Raw genomic sequence first — 15123 nt, forward strand, 5'->3', positions numbered from 1 at the left:
ATCTCGATTTTCGATAATGGGGTCCCGCATCCCCGAGGAAGGATTCCGATGGCAAAGCTCGATCTCGAATGGTTCGGCGTGTTCGACGAGATCTACAAGACCGGCAGCGTCTCCAAGGCCGCCGACCGGCTCGGCATCGCGCAGGCTGCGGCCAGCACGATGTTGAACAAGCTGCGCGCGCATTTCGACGACCGGCTGTTCACGCGCACGGCGCAGGGCATGCAGCCCACGCCCTATGCGCAGCGCATCTGCGTCCACGTGCGCGAGGTGCTGTCGCGCATCGAGCAGGCGCGCGGCAGCCGCGGCGGCTTCGATCCGGCCCAGGCACGGCGCGATTTCCGCATCTGCATGACCGACATCAGCGAGGTGGTGCTGCTGCCGACCCTGCTCGACCACCTGCGGCGCGTCGCGCCGGGCGTGCACATCGAGACCGAGATCATCTCGACCGAAAGCGGCCGCCGGCTGGAAGACGGCGAGGTCGATATCGCGGTCGGCTTCATGCCGCAGCTGGACGCGGGCTTCTACCAGCAGACGCTCTTCATGCAGAACTTCGTCTGCCTGGCGGCGCGCAACCATCCGCGCATCGGCGCGCGGCTCACGCGCAAGCGCTTCGAGGCCGAGGCGCACGCCATCATCTTGTCGTCCGGCACCGGCCATGCGATCGTCGACAAGACGATCGCGCGCCTCGGCCTGCAGCGCAACGTGGTGGCGCGGCTGTCGAGCTTCCTGAGCGTGGCGCGCATCGTGGCGCACACCGAGCTGATCGTGATCGTGCCGCGCATCCTCGGCGAGGTGCTGGCGACGCAGGAGCCGGTGCAGCTGCTGGAGCCGCCCTTTGCGCTGCCTTCCTACGCCGTCAAGCAGCACTGGCACGAGCGCTTTCATGCGGATGCGGGCAACGCGTGGCTGCGGCGCACCATGGCCCAACTCTTTGGTCCCCAAACCGTCCCGGCGCTCGCATAATCGCCGCGGGCGCCTCCTCCAACTCATCGCCCGGGCACGCCATGTCTTTCATCACCCTGCGCTTCCTCGCTGAACCCAGCACGATCAATTTCGGCGGCAAGGTCCACGGCGGGACCGTGATGAAGTGGATCGACGAGGCCGGCTATGCCTGCGCCACGAGCTGGGCCAAGCGCTACTGCGTGACGGTGTTCATCGGCAGCATCCGCTTCCATCGGCCGATCATGATCGGCGACCTGGTCGAGGTCGAAGCCCGGCTGGCCTACACCGGCAAGACCAGCATGAACATCTCGGTCGAGGTGCGCAGCGGCGACATGAAGGGCGGCGAGATGCAGCGCACCACCGAGTGCCTGATCGTCTTCGTCTCGGTCGATTCGCATGGCCGCACGCTGCCGATCGATGCCTTCGTGCCCGGCACGCCGGGCGAGATGGCGCTGGCCGAGCGCGCCCGCACGCATCTGGAGGCCTCGCGCGCAGCCGCGGGCGTCGCCTCGGGCGCCAATGCCTAGGCGCGCCCGCGCGGCGCAGGATCGACCGCGGCCGGCACTCAGCCGGCCGGCAATACCGTGCCGCTGACCTCGCCCAGGCCGATGCGCACCGCGCCCACCCGCTCGCAGTAGCCGCGCAGGCTCAGCGTGTCGCCGTCTTCGAGGAAGGTGCGGCGCTCGCCGTTCGGCAGGCTGATCGGCTGCTTGCCGCCCAGCGTGAGTTCGAGCAGCGAGCCGGCCTCGTCGGCCTTGGGGCCCGACAAGGTGCCCGAGCCCAGCAGATCGCCCGGCTGCAGGTTGCAGCCGTTCACCGTGTGGTGCGCGATCAGCTGCGCGGCGGTCCAGTAGGCGGCCTGCGTGGTGTTGCCGCGCGTCAAGCGCACGGCGGCCTCGCCGGCTTCGCGCATCTTCGCGGTCTGCAGCCAGACTTCGAGCGTGATGTCGAGCGCGCCGCTCGCGCGATTGACGGGCGCGTCGAGGTAGGGCAGCGGCTGCGGGTCGCCGGCCGGGCGCTCGAACCTGGCGCGGAAGGGCGCGAGCGCTTCCATCGTCACGATCCAGGGCGACAGCGTGGTCGCGAAGTTCTTGGCCAGGAAGGGGCCGAGCGGCTGGTATTCCCAGGCCTGGATGTCGCGCGCCGACCAGTCGTTGAGCAGCGTCACGCCGAACAGATGCTGCTCGGCATCGGCGATCGCGACCGGCTCGCCGAGGGCATTGCCCTGCCCGACGACAAAGCCGAGTTCGAGCTCGTAGTCGAGCCGCTTCGACGGCCCGAAGGACGGCGCCTCGGCATCGGGCGCCTTGGTCTGGCCCTGCGGGCGCTTGAAACGCTGGCCGCTGACGGCGATCGACGAGGCGCGCCCGTGGTAGCCGATCGGCACCCACTTGTAGTTGGGCATCAGCGGCTGGTCCGGGCGGAACAGCTTGCCGACGGTGGTGGCGTGATGGATGCCGGTGTAGAAGTCGGTGTAGTCGCCGATGCGGCACGGCAGGTGCATCGTCACGGCGTCGCGGCGCACCAGCGCGCCTTCCCATTCGGCCTGCTTCGCGCTGCCCTCGGCCAAGCCTGCCGACAGTGCGGCGCGCAGTCCCCGGCGCTGCTCGATGCTGGCGGCCAGCAGCTCGTTCATGTTGTCGGTGTCGATCAGCCGCGCGAGGCGCAGATCGAGGATCCGGTCGCCGATGGCGACGCCGATGCGCGGCTCCCAGCGCGGCGCGCGGCTGTAGGTGCCGAAGGGCAGGTTCTGGATCGGGAAGTCGCAGCCTTCCTCGTTGGCCGATGCGACCCAGCTGCGCAGTTGCGGGTCGTGGGTGGCGTTGAGCGTGTCGTTCATGGCTTGAATGAATCCTTGAGGCCGGCCCAGCAGTCGGCGTAGTCGGTGTCGAGCGCCGGGCTTTGCAGCGCGAACTCGGTCGGAATGAAACGGTAGCGGCTCTCGAACATGAAGGCCAGCGTGTGGTCCAGCTTGTGCGGCGCCAGATCGGCCTGGCTCGCCTTGTCGAAGGCCTCTTCGTCGGGGCCGTGCGGCACCATCGAGTTGTGCAGGCTCGCGCCGCCCGGCTTGAAGCCCCCGGGCTTGGCGTCGTACTGGCCGTACACGAGGCCCATGAATTCGCTCATCAGGTTGCGGTGGTACCAGGGCGGACGGAAAGTGTCCTCCATCACCAGCCAGCGCGGCGGGAAGATCACGAAGTCGCAGTTGGCGGTGCCGGGCGTGTCGCTCGGCGAGGTGAGCACGGTGAAGATCGACGGGTCCGGATGGTCGAAGCTGATCGAGCCGATCACCATGAAGTTGGCGGTGTCGTACTTCACCGGCGCGAGATTGCCGTGCCAGGCGACGACGTTGAAGGGCGACTGCTGCATCGGCGCCGACCAGAGGCGGCCGCCGAATTTCTTCACCAGCTCGTAGCCGCCGGCATCCTGCTCGAAGGCCGCGACCGGGGCCTGGAAATCGCGCGCGTTCGCGAGGCCGTTGGATCCGATCGGGCCCAGCTCGGGCAGGCGGAACTGTGCACCGTAGTTCTCGCAGATGTAGCCGCGCGACAGACCGTCCGGCAGCGCGACCTTGAACACGACGCCGCGCGGCACGAGCGCGATCTCGCCGGGCTTGACGTCGAGCACGCCCATCTCGGTGGTGATCACGAGCCGGCCCTGCTGCGGCACGAAGAGCATCTCGCCATCGGCATCGACGAGCGCGCGGCGCTCCATCGAGCGGCTCGCGAGGTAGACGTGCGCGGCCACGCCGGTTTGCGCTTCGGCATCGCCGTTGGCGGCCAGCGTGCGGATGCCGTCGACGAAATCGACCTCGGCCGCCTCGAAGGGGATCGGCGCCCAGCGCATCGGCTCGGGCGGCAGCGCGATGGCGCGGTCGGCGCCGGTCTTCCAGTGCGGCTGCACATAGGGCTGGTAGCGGCCGGACACGACCGAGGGCTGGCGCCGGTACAGCCAGCTGCGCCGGTTCTCATGGCGCGGCGCGGTGAAGGCGGTGCCCGAGATCAGCTCGGGATACAGGGCGAAAGGCGCGCGCTGCGGGCTGTTGCGGCCCTGCGGCAAGGCGCCGGCCATGGCCTCGGTGGCGTGCTCGTTGCCGAAGCCGCTCTGGTAGCGGCGCCCGGTGTCGGATGCGTTCGTCGTCATGGCGTCCTCTTGAAATTCACGCGGATCGCGCCGCGGCCGCGAAGGCCTCGCGCAGCACGGCGAGCGATCCGATGTGGTTGGCCAGCACCAGCACCAGGCGCGCGTTGAAGGCGTGGCTTTCTTCGCTCGACAGGTTCTGGTGCGCCTCGATCAGCGCTTCGTAGAAGTCGTCGGGCGCGTCGAGGTGGGGGGTGGTGATCAGTTCCATGATGCGCTTTCTATGCCTTGGCCAGTGCGCGGTCGCGGGCCGCGCGCAGCGCCTGCGGCGTGGGCTGGCGCCAGCGCGCGCAGACGTGCTGGTCGGGGCGCAGCAGGTAGACGGTGCCCGGCTGCGCGTCGTAGCGCTCGGCGGCGAGCTCGCCCGCGCCACAGGCCGCGACGCGCGCCACGTGCAGCGGCAGTTCGGCCTCGGAGATGGCCTGCAGGCTGCGCTGCGCTGCCTCGCCGTTGCCGAAGACCAGGGCCGTGAAGCGGGTCGCGGCGGATGCGGCGGATGCGTCGGACACGGGTGCGATCTCGCGCAGCAGCCAGCCGGTACTGCCGTCGGCGCGCACGATCGGCGCATCGGCGGCTGACGCGCCCGGGACCATGCGTCCTGCGAACGCATCCACGTCCGGCGTGTTGAGCGGCGAGGCGTCCAGCGTGGTCGCGACCGAGAGCCGGCCGCTGTTCACGAGCGCGCGGGCGAACGGATGGCGCTTGGAGAGTTCGAGCACGGCGTCGCGGAACAGGCGGCTGACATCGCTCTTCGGCGTGATGAAGTCGGTGGCGCGCGTGGAGTGGCGGATGTTCTCGTCGGCCGCGGCCTCGCGCTCGCTCGCATAGCTGTCGAGCAGCGCATCGGGCGCTTCGTGCTTCAGCACGGCGGCGAGCTTCCAGCCCAGGTTGTCGGCGTCCTGCACGCCCGAGTTGGCGCCGCGCGCGCCGAAGGGCGACACGCCGTGCGCCGCGTCGCCCGCGAACAGTACGCGGCCAAGGCGGAAGCGCGCCATGCGCTGGCAGGCGAAGGTGTAGACGCTGGCCCAGACGATGTCGAAGCGCAGGCCCGGGTGGCCGATGCTGTCGAGCAGCGCGCGCACGCGCGGGATGATGTGCTCGTGCTTGCGCTCTTCCACCGGATCGGCCTCCCAGCCGAGCTGGAAGTCGACGCGCCACACGCCGTCGGCCTGCTTGTGCAGCAGCGCGCTCTGCTTCGGATGGAAGGGCGGATCGAACCAGAAGCGGCGCTCGGTGGGCAGGTCGGCATCCATCGTGATGTCGGCAATCAGGAAACGGTCGCGGAACACGCGCCCGTGGGCTTCCTGCCCGAGCAGCCGCCGCAGGTCGGAGCGCGAACCGTCGCAGGCCGCGACGTGGTCGGCGGCGAGCTGGTAGCTGCCTTCGGGCGTCTCGACGGTGAGCAGCGCGTGGTCGGCGTGCTGCGCGATGCCGACCACCTTGCTGCTCCAGCGCAGGTCGATCAGCGGCAGCGCGGCGGCACGCTCGGCGAGGTAGCCTTCGACGTAGTACTGCTGCAGGTTGATGAAGGCCGGCCGCTCGTGCCCGCTCTCGGGCAGCAGGTCGAAGCGGTACACCTGCTCGTCGCGGAAGAAGACCTTGCCGACGCTCCACGACACGCCCTTGGCGACCATGCGATCGCCGCAGCCGAGGCGGTCGAACACCTCGAGCGTGCGCTTGGCAAAGCAGATGGCGCGCGAGCCGGTGGACAGCGTGCAGTCGTTGTCGAGCAGCACCACGGGCACCTGCCGCTGCGCGAGATCGATCGCCAGCGCGAGGCCGACGGGGCCGGCGCCGACCACGATCACCGGATGGTGCACGGGCGTGTCGGCGTCCTGGTCCGGATGATGGCGGTAGTCGAAGCGCAGCGACTGGTAGTCGGTGACGCCTGATGCGGGTGCATCCACGTTCTGGGTCTCCTTGTCTTGCTCAGCCTTCCAACGTCTTCCACATCTCGATGTCGCGCTCGGCCGTCCAGATGCGCGGATCGGCATGGCCCGAAGCCTCGTCGTAGGCGCGGCTCACGTCGAAGGGCATGCAGTGGTCGAAGATCGCCCACTGGCTGTACTTGGGCTTGAGCTTCGCGTAGGTGTCCTGGTAGATCGTGTTGAGGTCGCGCCCGGCCTTCACGCCTTCCTGCACGCTGGCATACACGTCGGCGATGAAGCTGCGCGTGCCGGCCAGGCCCTTGGCGACCTGCTCGGGCGTGGTGAGCGCGGCACCGCGGCCGGGCACCAGCGCCTTCGGACCGAGCGCGGCGATGTTGTCCAGCGTGTAGGGCCAATCCTGGAAGTAGGCGTCGCCGGCATAGGGCGTGGCATCGAACTCGACCAGGTCGCCCGACAGCAGCGTGCGCTCTTCCGGCAGCCAGACGACCGTGTCGCCCTTGGTATGGCCACGGCCGAGCTGGATCAGCTGCACCTCGAGCTTGCCGAGCCACAGCGTCATCCTGCCGGTGAAGGTCAGGGTCGGCCAGGTCATGCCGGGCGGCACGGTCTCGACGTTCTGGAACAGGCGCGGGAAGCGGCCGATCTCGCTCGCCTTGTCCTGCTCGCCGCGCTCGACGATGAGGTCGCGCGTGTCCTGGCTGGCGATGATGTGCTCGGGCCGATAGCCGGCGGCGCCCAGCACGCGCACCGCGTGGTAGTGCGTGAGCACCACGTACTTGATGGGCTTGTCGGTCACCTCGCGGATGCGGCGCACCACGTCGGCCGCCATCGCCGGCGTGGCCTGGGTGTCGGCCACCAGCACGCAGTCGTCGCCGATGATGATCCCGGTGTTGGGATCGCCCTCGGCGGTGTAGGCCCAGGCGTGTTCGGAGATCTGGCTGAAGGTGACCTGCTTTTCCTCGAGGTCGGCCTGGCTGGCGAATTTCTTGGTTTCGGTCATCGTGGGTCTCCAGATGGAAATTTGTCTAAGGTAAATGAATTCGCATGGAACGAATGATCGGAGTGTAAATCCGGGATCAGTTAATGTCTAATGCCTTCTGTATCAACGAACGACGGCAAAGGCCATGGCCAACGACAACGACCGTGCGCAACGCGGCATCCAGAGCATCGAGGTGGGCGGCCAGCTGTTGCGTGCCCTGGTGCATCACGGCCGGCCGATGGCGCTGAAGGACCTGGCGCGCGAGGCCGACATGTCGCCCGCCAAGGCGCATCCCTACATGGTCAGCTTCGGCCGCCTGGGGCTGATCGAGCAGGACCGCGGCAGCGGCCACTATCTGCTCGGTCCGCTCGCGTTGCAACTGGGGTTGATCAGCCTGCAGCAGGCCGACCCGGTGCATCTCGCGACACCGCTGATCGCCGAGCTGGCGCAGCGCATCGGGCAGACGGCGGCGATCGCGGTCTGGGGCGCGCGCGGCGCCACCATCGTGCGCATCGCCGAGTCGCCGTCGCCGGTGCACGTGGCCATGCGCCATGGCACGGTGTTCTCGCTCGCCAACACGGCCTCGGGCCGGCTGTTCGGCGCCTACCTCGACGGCGCGGTCGTCAAGCGCCTGCTCGACGAGGAACGCCAGCGCGCGAAGAGCGCGGCACCCGCACGGCGCGCGGGCATGCCGCCGCAGCCGGCGCTACCGGACTGGAAAAGCTTCGAGGCGCAGCTGCGCGAGGTGCGCGCGCACGGCATCAGCCGCTCCGAGGGCGAGATCGTGCCCGGGGTCAGTGCGATGTCGGCGCCGGTGTTCGACCACACGGGCGCGATCGTGCTGGCGATCACGGCGATCGGCCCGACCGCGATCTTCGACACCCGATGGACCGGCGAGATCGCGCAGGCGCTCAAGGCCTGCGCGGGCCAGGTGTCGCAGAGCCTGGGCGCGGCGCCCGCAGCGGCTTGAGGCGCAAGGCGCTCAGAGCGCGTGGCGCGCCAAGCGCGGCGCGTTCACTTCGAGAGGCCGTCGAAATGCTGGACCGGCACCGATTCGAGCGCGACGCCTTCGAGGCAGCGGATGTTGACGGCCGCCATCCTGTTGCCCTTCGGATCGGTGCCTTCCCCGAAGGGATGGATGCCGCAGGTGGGGCAGAAGTGGTGCCGGATCACGTGCTTGTTGAACAGGTAGGTGGCCATGTCCTCCGGCGGCGTGCGCAGCCGCAGGCTGTCGCGCGGCACGAACCACATCAGCGAGCCCTTGCGCGCGCAGATCGAGCAATTGCAGGCCATCGCGCCGTTGATTTCGCCATCGACCTCGAACGCGATGCGGCCGCAGTGGCAGCTTCCCTGGTAAGTCATCGTCGATCTCCTTTCTGCTTCATGCACGGTAGGCCGAAGCCACGAGCTTCAGCCCGAGCGACACCATGACCGCGCCGGCCGCGCGGTCGACCCAGGCCTTGTAGCGCAGGTAGGTCTGCTGCGGTCCGCGCGCCGACAGGGCGAGCGCCACCAGCGTGTACCAGCTCGTCTCCAGCAGGCTGACGACCGCCACCACGGCGATGCCGAAGCCCAGGCCCGATGCCGGCGGCAGGAAAGCGGCGAAGACGCTGGCGTAGACGATGGCCGTCTTGGGATTGCTGATCTGCGTGGCCAGGCCGGCCAGCAGCGCGCGCGCGAAGTGAGGGTGACCCTCCGCCGACGCCGCACGCTGTGCAGTGGCGAGCGCGAGCGGCTGCTTCGCGCCGAGCCAGATGCGCACGCCGAGCCAGGCCAGGTAGAGGCCACCTGCCGCCTTGAGAAGAACGTACAGCTGCGGAATCGCAAGCAGCAGCCCCTGCAAGCCGGCCAGCGCGGCGATGGCGAAGGAGGCGCCACCGATGCCCATCCCGATCGCCGCGGCGACGCCTTCGGTGCGCGACAGCGAGACGGCCGTGCGCGCCACCATGACGAAGCTCGGTCCGGGACTGACGACACCGACGGCGAGCGCGCCGGCGATGCCGAGCAGGGGCAGCAGGGGTTGCAACGAAGTCTCCTGGGTCTGGGGTCGGACCCGGAGATTACATCGCCCGGGCCACGAGGCCCACAGTCTTCGCTCAGGCCTTGCCCTTGGCCGCTTCGAGGGCGTCGCGCGTGCGGGTCGCCTCGCGGCGCGCGGCCTCGGCGAAGTCGTCGCCGTTCGATGCGTAGCAGATGGCGCGCGATGAATTGACCACGATCGGCGCATCGGCGCGCCAGCCGGCACGCACCGTGGCCACCGCATCGCCGCCCTGGGCGCCGACACCCGGGATCAGCAGCGGCACCGTGGGCGCAAGCGCGCGGACGCGCTCGATCTCCGCCGGATAGGTGGCGCCGACCACGAGGCCCAGCTGTCCGTTCACGTTCCACGGCCCCTGCGCCAACCTGGCCACGTGTTCGTAGAGGAAGGGTTCGCCTTCGACGCCCGCGAGGCGCTGGCCCTGCAGATCGGCGCCGCCCGGATTGCTGGTGCGGCACAACAGGAAGGCCCCCTTGCCGGCGTGGCGCAGATAGGGCTCGACCGAATCGAAGCCCATGAAAGGCGACAGCGTGACTGCATCGGCGCCATAGCGCTCGAAGGCCTCGCGCGCGTACTGCTCGGCGGTCGAGCCGATGTCGCCGCGCTTGGCATCGAGGATCACCGGCACCTGCGGCGCGTTGCGGCGCAGGTGTTCCATCAGCTGTTCGAGTTGCCCTTCGGCCCGGTGCGCCGCGAAGTAGGCGATCTGCGGCTTGAAGGCGATCGCCAGGTCGGCGGTGGCATCGACGATGCGCGCGCAGAAGTCGTAGATGCGGCTGGCGTCGCCCTGGAGGCGGGCGGGGAATCGGGTCGGTTCGGGATCGAGGCCGACGCACAGCAGCGAGCCGTTCAGGCGCTCGGCGGCGCGCAGCTTGTCGAGGAAGTTCATGCGCGGAATTCTAGGCCGCGACCCGGACGCCGCCGGGCCGCTCAGCGCGCCAGCTGTTCGGCGGCCAGGCACAGGTCCGACCAGGCGCGTGCCTTGTCGGCCGGATTGCGAAGCAGGTAGGCCGGGTGGTAGGTCGCGACGAACGGCACGTCCTGCATGCCCGTCATGACCGCCAGCGGCGCGACGCGGCCGCGCAGCTTGCCGAGCGGTTCGCTGCTCTGCATCAGGCTCTGCGCGGCCAGCGGCCCCATGGCCAGCACGATGCGCGGCGCCAGTTCGGCCACGGCTTCGGCGAAAGCCTCTGCCAGCGGGCGCGGGCTGGCGGGCTGCCCGGAGGCCACGCCGCGGTGGGTGCGCATCAGGTGCACGGGCAGCGCGCCGTCGTGCAGCTGCAAGGCGCGCAGCATGTTGCCCAGCAGGCGCCCTGCATCGCCCGCGAACGGCTCGCCGTGGCGGCCGTCGAGTTCGGGCGGCATGTCGGCAACGATCAGCCAGCCGGCCTGCGCTGCGCCTTCTTCGCCGTAGAGCCGGCGCGGCGCTTCGGCCAGAATGCCCGCGCCGTGCGGTGCAGCAACGGCCGGTCGCGCGGCGGGCGTCGCGCCGGCAGGCACCGCCGCAGCGGGCCGGGCGCGCACCGCCGCCATCGGCGCAGGAGGCGCCGCGGCGGCCGCAACCGGCCGGAGTTCGGCGGGCTGCTCGGGCTGCGTCACCAGCGCCGTCGGCCACCAGACCTTGACGCCCATCTCGTCCAGCATCGCGCGCTGGCGCGCATCGAGCTTCAGTGTGTGCAGCGTCATTTCAATGCGCCCCAGGCGCTGACGGGTTCGTTGAGGCGCAGGCTCATCACGACCGCGTCCTCGCGCGCGTTGCCGTAGGCGGGGTAATAGCCCTTGCGCACGCCGACCCGGCGAAAGCCGTGCCGCTCGTAGATGGACAGCGCGCGCAGGTTGCTGGCCCGCACTTCGAGCCACAGCCATTGCGCGTTCTGGCTGCGCGACCAACCGCCCAGCGCCTCCAGCATCAGCGGCGCCCAGCCCTGGCCCTGGAAGGGCGGTGCGACGGTGATGTTGAGCAGGTGCACCTCGTCGACGCCCTTCATCGCGACGAAGTAGCCGATGATGACCTCGGCCGGGATGGTGCGCGGGCTCGGCAGGCCCCATCGCGGGCGGCGGCCGCGCACTGACGCCGGCGCGGGCTCGGCGTCGAATCCGGGGCCCACGAGGCACTGGCAGTGATAGCCGGCGGTCATCGAATCGGCGAAGTTGGCGCGCGTCCACGGATGGCTGTAAGCGTCGCGCTCGATATCGGCGACGGCAGGCAGGCGCTCGAGCGTGATCGGCTCGAGGCGGGCTTCGCGGGATTGCAGGACTGCGCTCATGTCAGGGTCTTGGAGGCCGCCTTGATCGCGGCACGCTCTTCGGTGGTCTGCGCCACTTTATCGCGAACATAGAACGGCCACGCATCGGCCGGTGCAACGGTTGCGCCGGCCGCGAGCAATTCGGGGGCCAGGCGCAGCATCGCGGCCGCGGCGGGCAGCACGTCGCGGCGCGCCGCCGCCGGCGGCAGGCGCTCGCCATAGGTGCCGAAGGCATTGCCCGCGAGCGTCCAGCCGGCGGGTACCACGATCTGCTCGGGGGCGAGCAATTCCACCTCGACGATGCCGCCGGGCGCGGCAACGTCGAAGTCATGGTGCGCCGCATAGACCTGGTCCATGCGCGCGTCGAGCACGGCGACGACGCGCCGGTCGCCGAAGCGATGGCGGGCCTCCTCGGCCACCGCCCGCAGCGTATCGACCGGCAGCAGCCGCACGCCCGCGCCGAAGCCCAGGCCCTGCGCCACCGAACAGGCCGTGCGCAGGCCGGTGAACGAACCGGGGCCGCGGCCGAAGACGATCGCGTCGAGATCGGCCAGCCTCAGGCCGGCCTCGGCCAGCAGGCGCTGGATCAGCGGGATCAGCGTGGTCGACGATTGCGGTCCGCCCGCGCCGCTGTGCTCGAGCAGCGCATCGCCATGGCGCACCGCGACCGAAAGGGTCTCGGTGCTGGTGTCGAAGGCCAGCAGCCTAGGCATCGCCGGCGCTCCGTCGGAAGGCGCGTGCGAAGGTTGGAAGAGAGGCGGGCATGCCTCGATTATCGAGGCCCGCCGGCCCGCACGCGCGGCCTCGGCGACGGCCCGGATAATCACGCGATGCCTCTCGCCCCGCCATCCGCAGCGCAGCGCGCCTGCCGCACGTTTTTTCTCGTCCTGGCGCTGGCCGCACCGGCCTGGACGAGCGCCCTCGCACAGAGCCTGCCGAACGACGTCGATGCCGCGCTGGCGCGTGCCAAGGTGCCGCGCGACGCGGTGACGATGCTGGTGGCCGATGCCGACGGCACGCGCCCGCCGCGGCTCGCCTGGCGTACGCAGGTGCCGGTCAATCCGGCGTCGGTCATGAAGCTGGTCACCACCTACGCGGCGCTCGACCTGCTCGGCCCGGCATTCACCTGGACCACGCCGGTCTACGTCGACGGCCCGGTGCAGAACGGCGTGCTGAACGGCAACCTCTACATCAGGGGCCAGGGCGATCCGACGCTGGTGCTGGAGCGCCTGTGGCTGCTGCTGCGCCGCGTGCAGGGGCTGGGCATCCGCACCATCCGCGGCGACATCGTGCTCGACCGCAGCGCCTTCGAGCTGGCCGACACCGATCCGGCGGCCTTCGACGGCGAAGGCCTGCGCCCCTACAACGCGGCGCCCGATGCGCTGCTGATCAACTTCAAGTCGGTGGTCATGACCTTCGTGCCGAACCGCGGCACGCAGACCGCACAGGTCAATTTCGAGCCGCCGCTGGCCGGCGTGGCGATGCAGGCGAAGGTGCCGCTGTCGAACGGCGAATGCGGCGACTGGCGCGCCGCGCTGGGCGGCGAGTTCGCGGACCCTGCGCGCATGGGCTTCGCCGGCAGCTATCCGGCCGCCTGCGGCGAAAAGGTGTGGCCGGTGGCCTATGCGGATCCGCGCAGCTACGCGCTGCGCGCGGTGGGCGGGCTGTGGGCCGAGATGGGCGCAGGGCTCACGGGCCAGGTGCGCGATGGCCGCGTGCCGCCCGCGCTCGCGCCCGCCTTCGAAGTCGCCTCGCCGCCGCTGGCCGAGGTGATCCGCGACATCAACAAGTACAGCAACAACGTGATGGCGCAGCAGCTGTTCCTCACGCTCGGCTTGCAGCAGAAGAAGCGCGGCACGCTGGAAGCGTCGCGCAGCACCTTGCGCCAATGGTGGAACGATCGCATCGGCACCGGCGAGGGCCAGCCGATCTTCGACAACGGCTCGGGCCTGTCGCGCGACGAGCGCATCAGCGCGGCCGCGCTCGCCCGGCTGCTGCAGGTGGCCTGGCGCTCGCCGGTGATGCCCGAACTCATGTCCTCGCTGCCCGCCTCGGGCGTCGACGGCACGCTGAAGAAGCGCGCGCTGCGCTCGGGCGGCGCCGCCCACATGAAGACCGGCACCCTGCGCGATGCGGCGGGCGTCGCGGGCTACGTGCTCGGCGCCAGCGGCCATCGCTGGGTGGTCGTCGCGATCGCCAACAACGGCAACGCCACCGCGGCACGACCGGCCTTCGATGCGCTGGTCGACTGGGCCTCGCAGGACAACTGAGGCAGCGCGGCGTCGCCGAGGCGACTCCCGCATCGCACCGGCTCGGGGTTTCCCTCGTCCTTCTTTGCAAAGGGCGCGCCTAGGATCGTGCGCATTGCGCCTTTCGCACCCATTCCACGGAGGAGACATTCATGAAGCGTCTGCATCTTCTGAGCGCCGTTGCCACGGCAAGTCTGTTGGTCGCTGCCTGCGGTGGCGGGGGTGACGGCGGCGGTGGCCTCGGCCTCGGTGTCGGTGTGGGCGGCGGCGCAGTGGCCGGGCCGGGCACCGGTGCCTTGAAGGAACCCGCCACCACGCTGGTGACGCTGACCGCCGCGCAGATCGACGCTGCCACTGCAGCCAACGGACTGCAGGCGATCAGCGGCAAGGCCAAATGCGACGTGAAGGTGGTGGCGCTCAACTACAGCACCGTGGGTCCGAAGGGCGAGGCGACCAACGAATCCGGCGTGCTGCTGGTGCCGACCGGCACGGCCTGCACCGCCGCCGCGCCACTGGTGGCCTATGCCAAGGGCACGGACGTGCAGAAGCCGCGCACCCTGGCCAATCCGCAGGATTCCGAAACCTTCCTGCTGATCGCGATGTATGCGGCGCAGGGCTATGCGGTGACGGCGACCGACTACCTGGGCTATGCGAAGTCGACCTTCCCCTACCACCCCTACCTGCATGCCGATTCGGAAGCGCGTTCGGTGCTCGATTCGCTGCGCGCGGCGCGTGCCGCGATGCTGAGCGCGGGCGCGACCTTTTCCGGCAAGGTGATGTTCACCGGCTATTCGCAGGGCGGGCATTCGTCGATGGCGGCGCAGCGCGCCGCCGAGCGCGACAACCCGCTCGAATTCAACGTGGTGGCCGGCGCGCATCTGGCCGGGCCGTACAACCTGTCCGGATCGTTCAAGCTCACGGAAGCGATCGCCGGCTACCAGTTCTTCGTGCCTTTCATCGTGACCTCCTACCAGAAGGTCTACGGCGACGTGTACACGGACGTCAATGCCGTCTTCAAGCCGCCCTACGCAGCCAACATCGAGAACCTGCTGCCGAGCCCGACGCTCAACTACACGACGCTGGTGACCACCGGCGCGCTGCCGGGCGCCAACGGCGAGACGCCGGACCAGGCGCGCGACGAGCTGTTCCAGGCGAGCTTCCTGACCGACGTGCGGACCAATCCGAACAACGCGCTTTTCCTCGACGCGAAGAAGAACGACCTGTTCGGCTGGAACCCGCGCGCCAAGACGCTGCTGTGCGGCGGCGCCGGCGACCCGACCGTGCCGCCGGCGGTGCATCTGATCCCGATGAAGGCGGACTTCGACTCGCGCGGCGTGACCACGGTCACGACGGTCGACGTCGACGCGCAGGTGCAGGCCGCCTTCGGACCCGGCGGCAAGGCGCCCACCGATCCGACTTCGGCCGCGTATGCCACCTACTTCGGCTCCTACCACGGCACCTACGAGCCGCCGTTCTGCCACGCCCGGGCGCGCGCATTGTTCGACACGGTGAAATAGGCTCGCCCCAGACTGCCGGCCGCGCACCGCGCGCCGAGTTCGTGGGCCGGCGCGGAACCGGCTCAGCCGGGCCGCAGGCTGCGGCCCCCTGCAAGGGGGTAGGCGAAGCGACACGCAGTGCG

The 15123-nt window shown here is 69.9% G+C and carries 16 protein-coding genes; 5 read left to right on the top strand and 11 right to left on the bottom strand.

Going from position 1 to position 15123, the window contains the following annotated elements:
* Positions 1-48 precede the first annotated feature (48 nt).
* Both E5P2_RS26385 and E5P2_RS26390 read left to right on the top strand, forming a co-directional pair.
* On the top strand, positions 49-963 hold the full coding sequence (locus tag E5P2_RS26385; protein ID WP_162570042.1) for a LysR family transcriptional regulator: 915 nt from the start codon (positions 49-51) through the stop codon (positions 961-963).
* A 41-nt stretch (positions 964-1004) separates the two neighbouring features.
* Positions 1005-1469, top strand: coding sequence for an acyl-CoA thioesterase (locus tag E5P2_RS26390; protein WP_162570043.1), 465 nt, complete (start codon positions 1005-1007; stop codon positions 1467-1469).
* Between the two features lie 38 nt (positions 1470-1507).
* Here E5P2_RS26390 and fahA read toward each other — a convergent pair whose 3' ends face one another.
* From fahA to E5P2_RS26415, 5 genes are read right to left on the bottom strand one after another with little or no spacing between them, the layout of a single operon-like run.
* Complete coding sequence (gene fahA / locus E5P2_RS26395) at positions 1508-2782, bottom strand: fumarylacetoacetase (RefSeq protein ID WP_162570044.1); 1275 nt, start codon at positions 2780-2782, stop codon at positions 1508-1510.
* Positions 2779-4086 (bottom strand): homogentisate 1,2-dioxygenase, encoded by a 1308-nt coding sequence (gene hmgA / locus E5P2_RS26400; protein WP_162570045.1) that lies wholly within the window; start codon positions 4084-4086, stop codon positions 2779-2781. The genes fahA and hmgA overlap by 4 nt, the downstream gene beginning before the upstream one ends.
* A gap of 16 nt (positions 4087-4102) precedes the next feature.
* A complete protein-coding gene (locus E5P2_RS26405; protein ID WP_162570046.1) occupies positions 4103-4294 on the bottom strand; it encodes a DUF2783 domain-containing protein in 192 nt (63 codons plus the stop codon).
* A 10-nt stretch (positions 4295-4304) separates the two neighbouring features.
* Positions 4305-5990 carry an FAD-dependent oxidoreductase gene (locus E5P2_RS26410; RefSeq protein ID WP_232080856.1) on the bottom strand — a complete coding sequence of 562 codons (1686 nt, stop codon included), beginning with the start codon at positions 5988-5990 and terminating at the stop codon, positions 4305-4307.
* Positions 5991-6012: 22 nt separating this feature from the next.
* Positions 6013-6972 carry an MBL fold metallo-hydrolase gene (locus E5P2_RS26415; RefSeq protein ID WP_162570048.1) on the bottom strand — a complete coding sequence of 320 codons (960 nt, stop codon included), beginning with the start codon at positions 6970-6972 and terminating at the stop codon, positions 6013-6015.
* A 124-nt stretch (positions 6973-7096) separates the two neighbouring features.
* Here E5P2_RS26415 and E5P2_RS26420 point away from each other — a divergent pair, with 124 nt between their 5' ends.
* Positions 7097-7921, top strand: a complete 825-nt coding sequence (locus E5P2_RS26420; RefSeq protein ID WP_162570049.1) for an IclR family transcriptional regulator — start codon at positions 7097-7099, stop codon at positions 7919-7921.
* A 44-nt stretch (positions 7922-7965) separates the two neighbouring features.
* Here E5P2_RS26420 and E5P2_RS26425 read toward each other — a convergent pair whose 3' ends face one another.
* The 6 genes from E5P2_RS26425 to tsaB form a co-directional block, all read right to left on the bottom strand.
* Positions 7966-8313 carry a GFA family protein gene (locus E5P2_RS26425; protein WP_162570050.1) on the bottom strand — a complete coding sequence of 116 codons (348 nt, stop codon included), beginning with the start codon at positions 8311-8313 and terminating at the stop codon, positions 7966-7968.
* Positions 8314-8332: 19 nt separating this feature from the next.
* Positions 8333-8977 (bottom strand): LysE family translocator, encoded by a 645-nt coding sequence (locus E5P2_RS26430; protein WP_162570051.1) that lies wholly within the window; start codon positions 8975-8977, stop codon positions 8333-8335.
* 70 nt (positions 8978-9047) lie between these two features.
* On the bottom strand, positions 9048-9878 hold the full coding sequence (gene pyrF, locus E5P2_RS26435; RefSeq protein WP_162570052.1) for an orotidine-5'-phosphate decarboxylase: 831 nt from the start codon (positions 9876-9878) through the stop codon (positions 9048-9050).
* A 41-nt stretch (positions 9879-9919) separates the two neighbouring features.
* Positions 9920-10675 (bottom strand): uracil-DNA glycosylase family protein, encoded by a 756-nt coding sequence (locus E5P2_RS26440; RefSeq protein ID WP_162570053.1) that lies wholly within the window; start codon positions 10673-10675, stop codon positions 9920-9922.
* Complete coding sequence (locus tag E5P2_RS26445; RefSeq protein WP_162570054.1) at positions 10672-11256, bottom strand: GNAT family N-acetyltransferase; 585 nt, start codon at positions 11254-11256, stop codon at positions 10672-10674. The genes E5P2_RS26440 and E5P2_RS26445 overlap by 4 nt, the downstream gene beginning before the upstream one ends.
* The gene (tsaB, locus tag E5P2_RS26450) at positions 11253-11948 is read right to left on the bottom strand and encodes a tRNA (adenosine(37)-N6)-threonylcarbamoyltransferase complex dimerization subunit type 1 TsaB (RefSeq protein ID WP_162570055.1); all 696 of its coding nucleotides are present in this window, start codon (positions 11946-11948) and stop codon (positions 11253-11255) included. Before tsaB ends, E5P2_RS26445 begins: the two co-directional genes overlap by 4 nt.
* A 117-nt stretch (positions 11949-12065) precedes the next feature.
* Here tsaB and dacB point away from each other — a divergent pair, with 117 nt between their 5' ends.
* Entirely contained in the window at positions 12066-13505 is a 1440-nt protein-coding gene (gene dacB, locus E5P2_RS26455; protein WP_162570056.1) for a D-alanyl-D-alanine carboxypeptidase/D-alanyl-D-alanine endopeptidase, read from the top strand.
* A gap of 131 nt (positions 13506-13636) precedes the next feature.
* A complete protein-coding gene (locus E5P2_RS26460) occupies positions 13637-15001 on the top strand; it encodes a lipase family protein (protein WP_162570057.1) in 1365 nt (454 codons plus the stop codon).
* Positions 15002-15123: the final 122 nt, after the last annotated feature.

Origin of the sequence: Variovorax sp. SRS16 (assembly GCF_901827165.1) — a bacterium.
Classification (GTDB): Bacteria; Pseudomonadota; Gammaproteobacteria; order Burkholderiales; family Burkholderiaceae_C; genus Variovorax.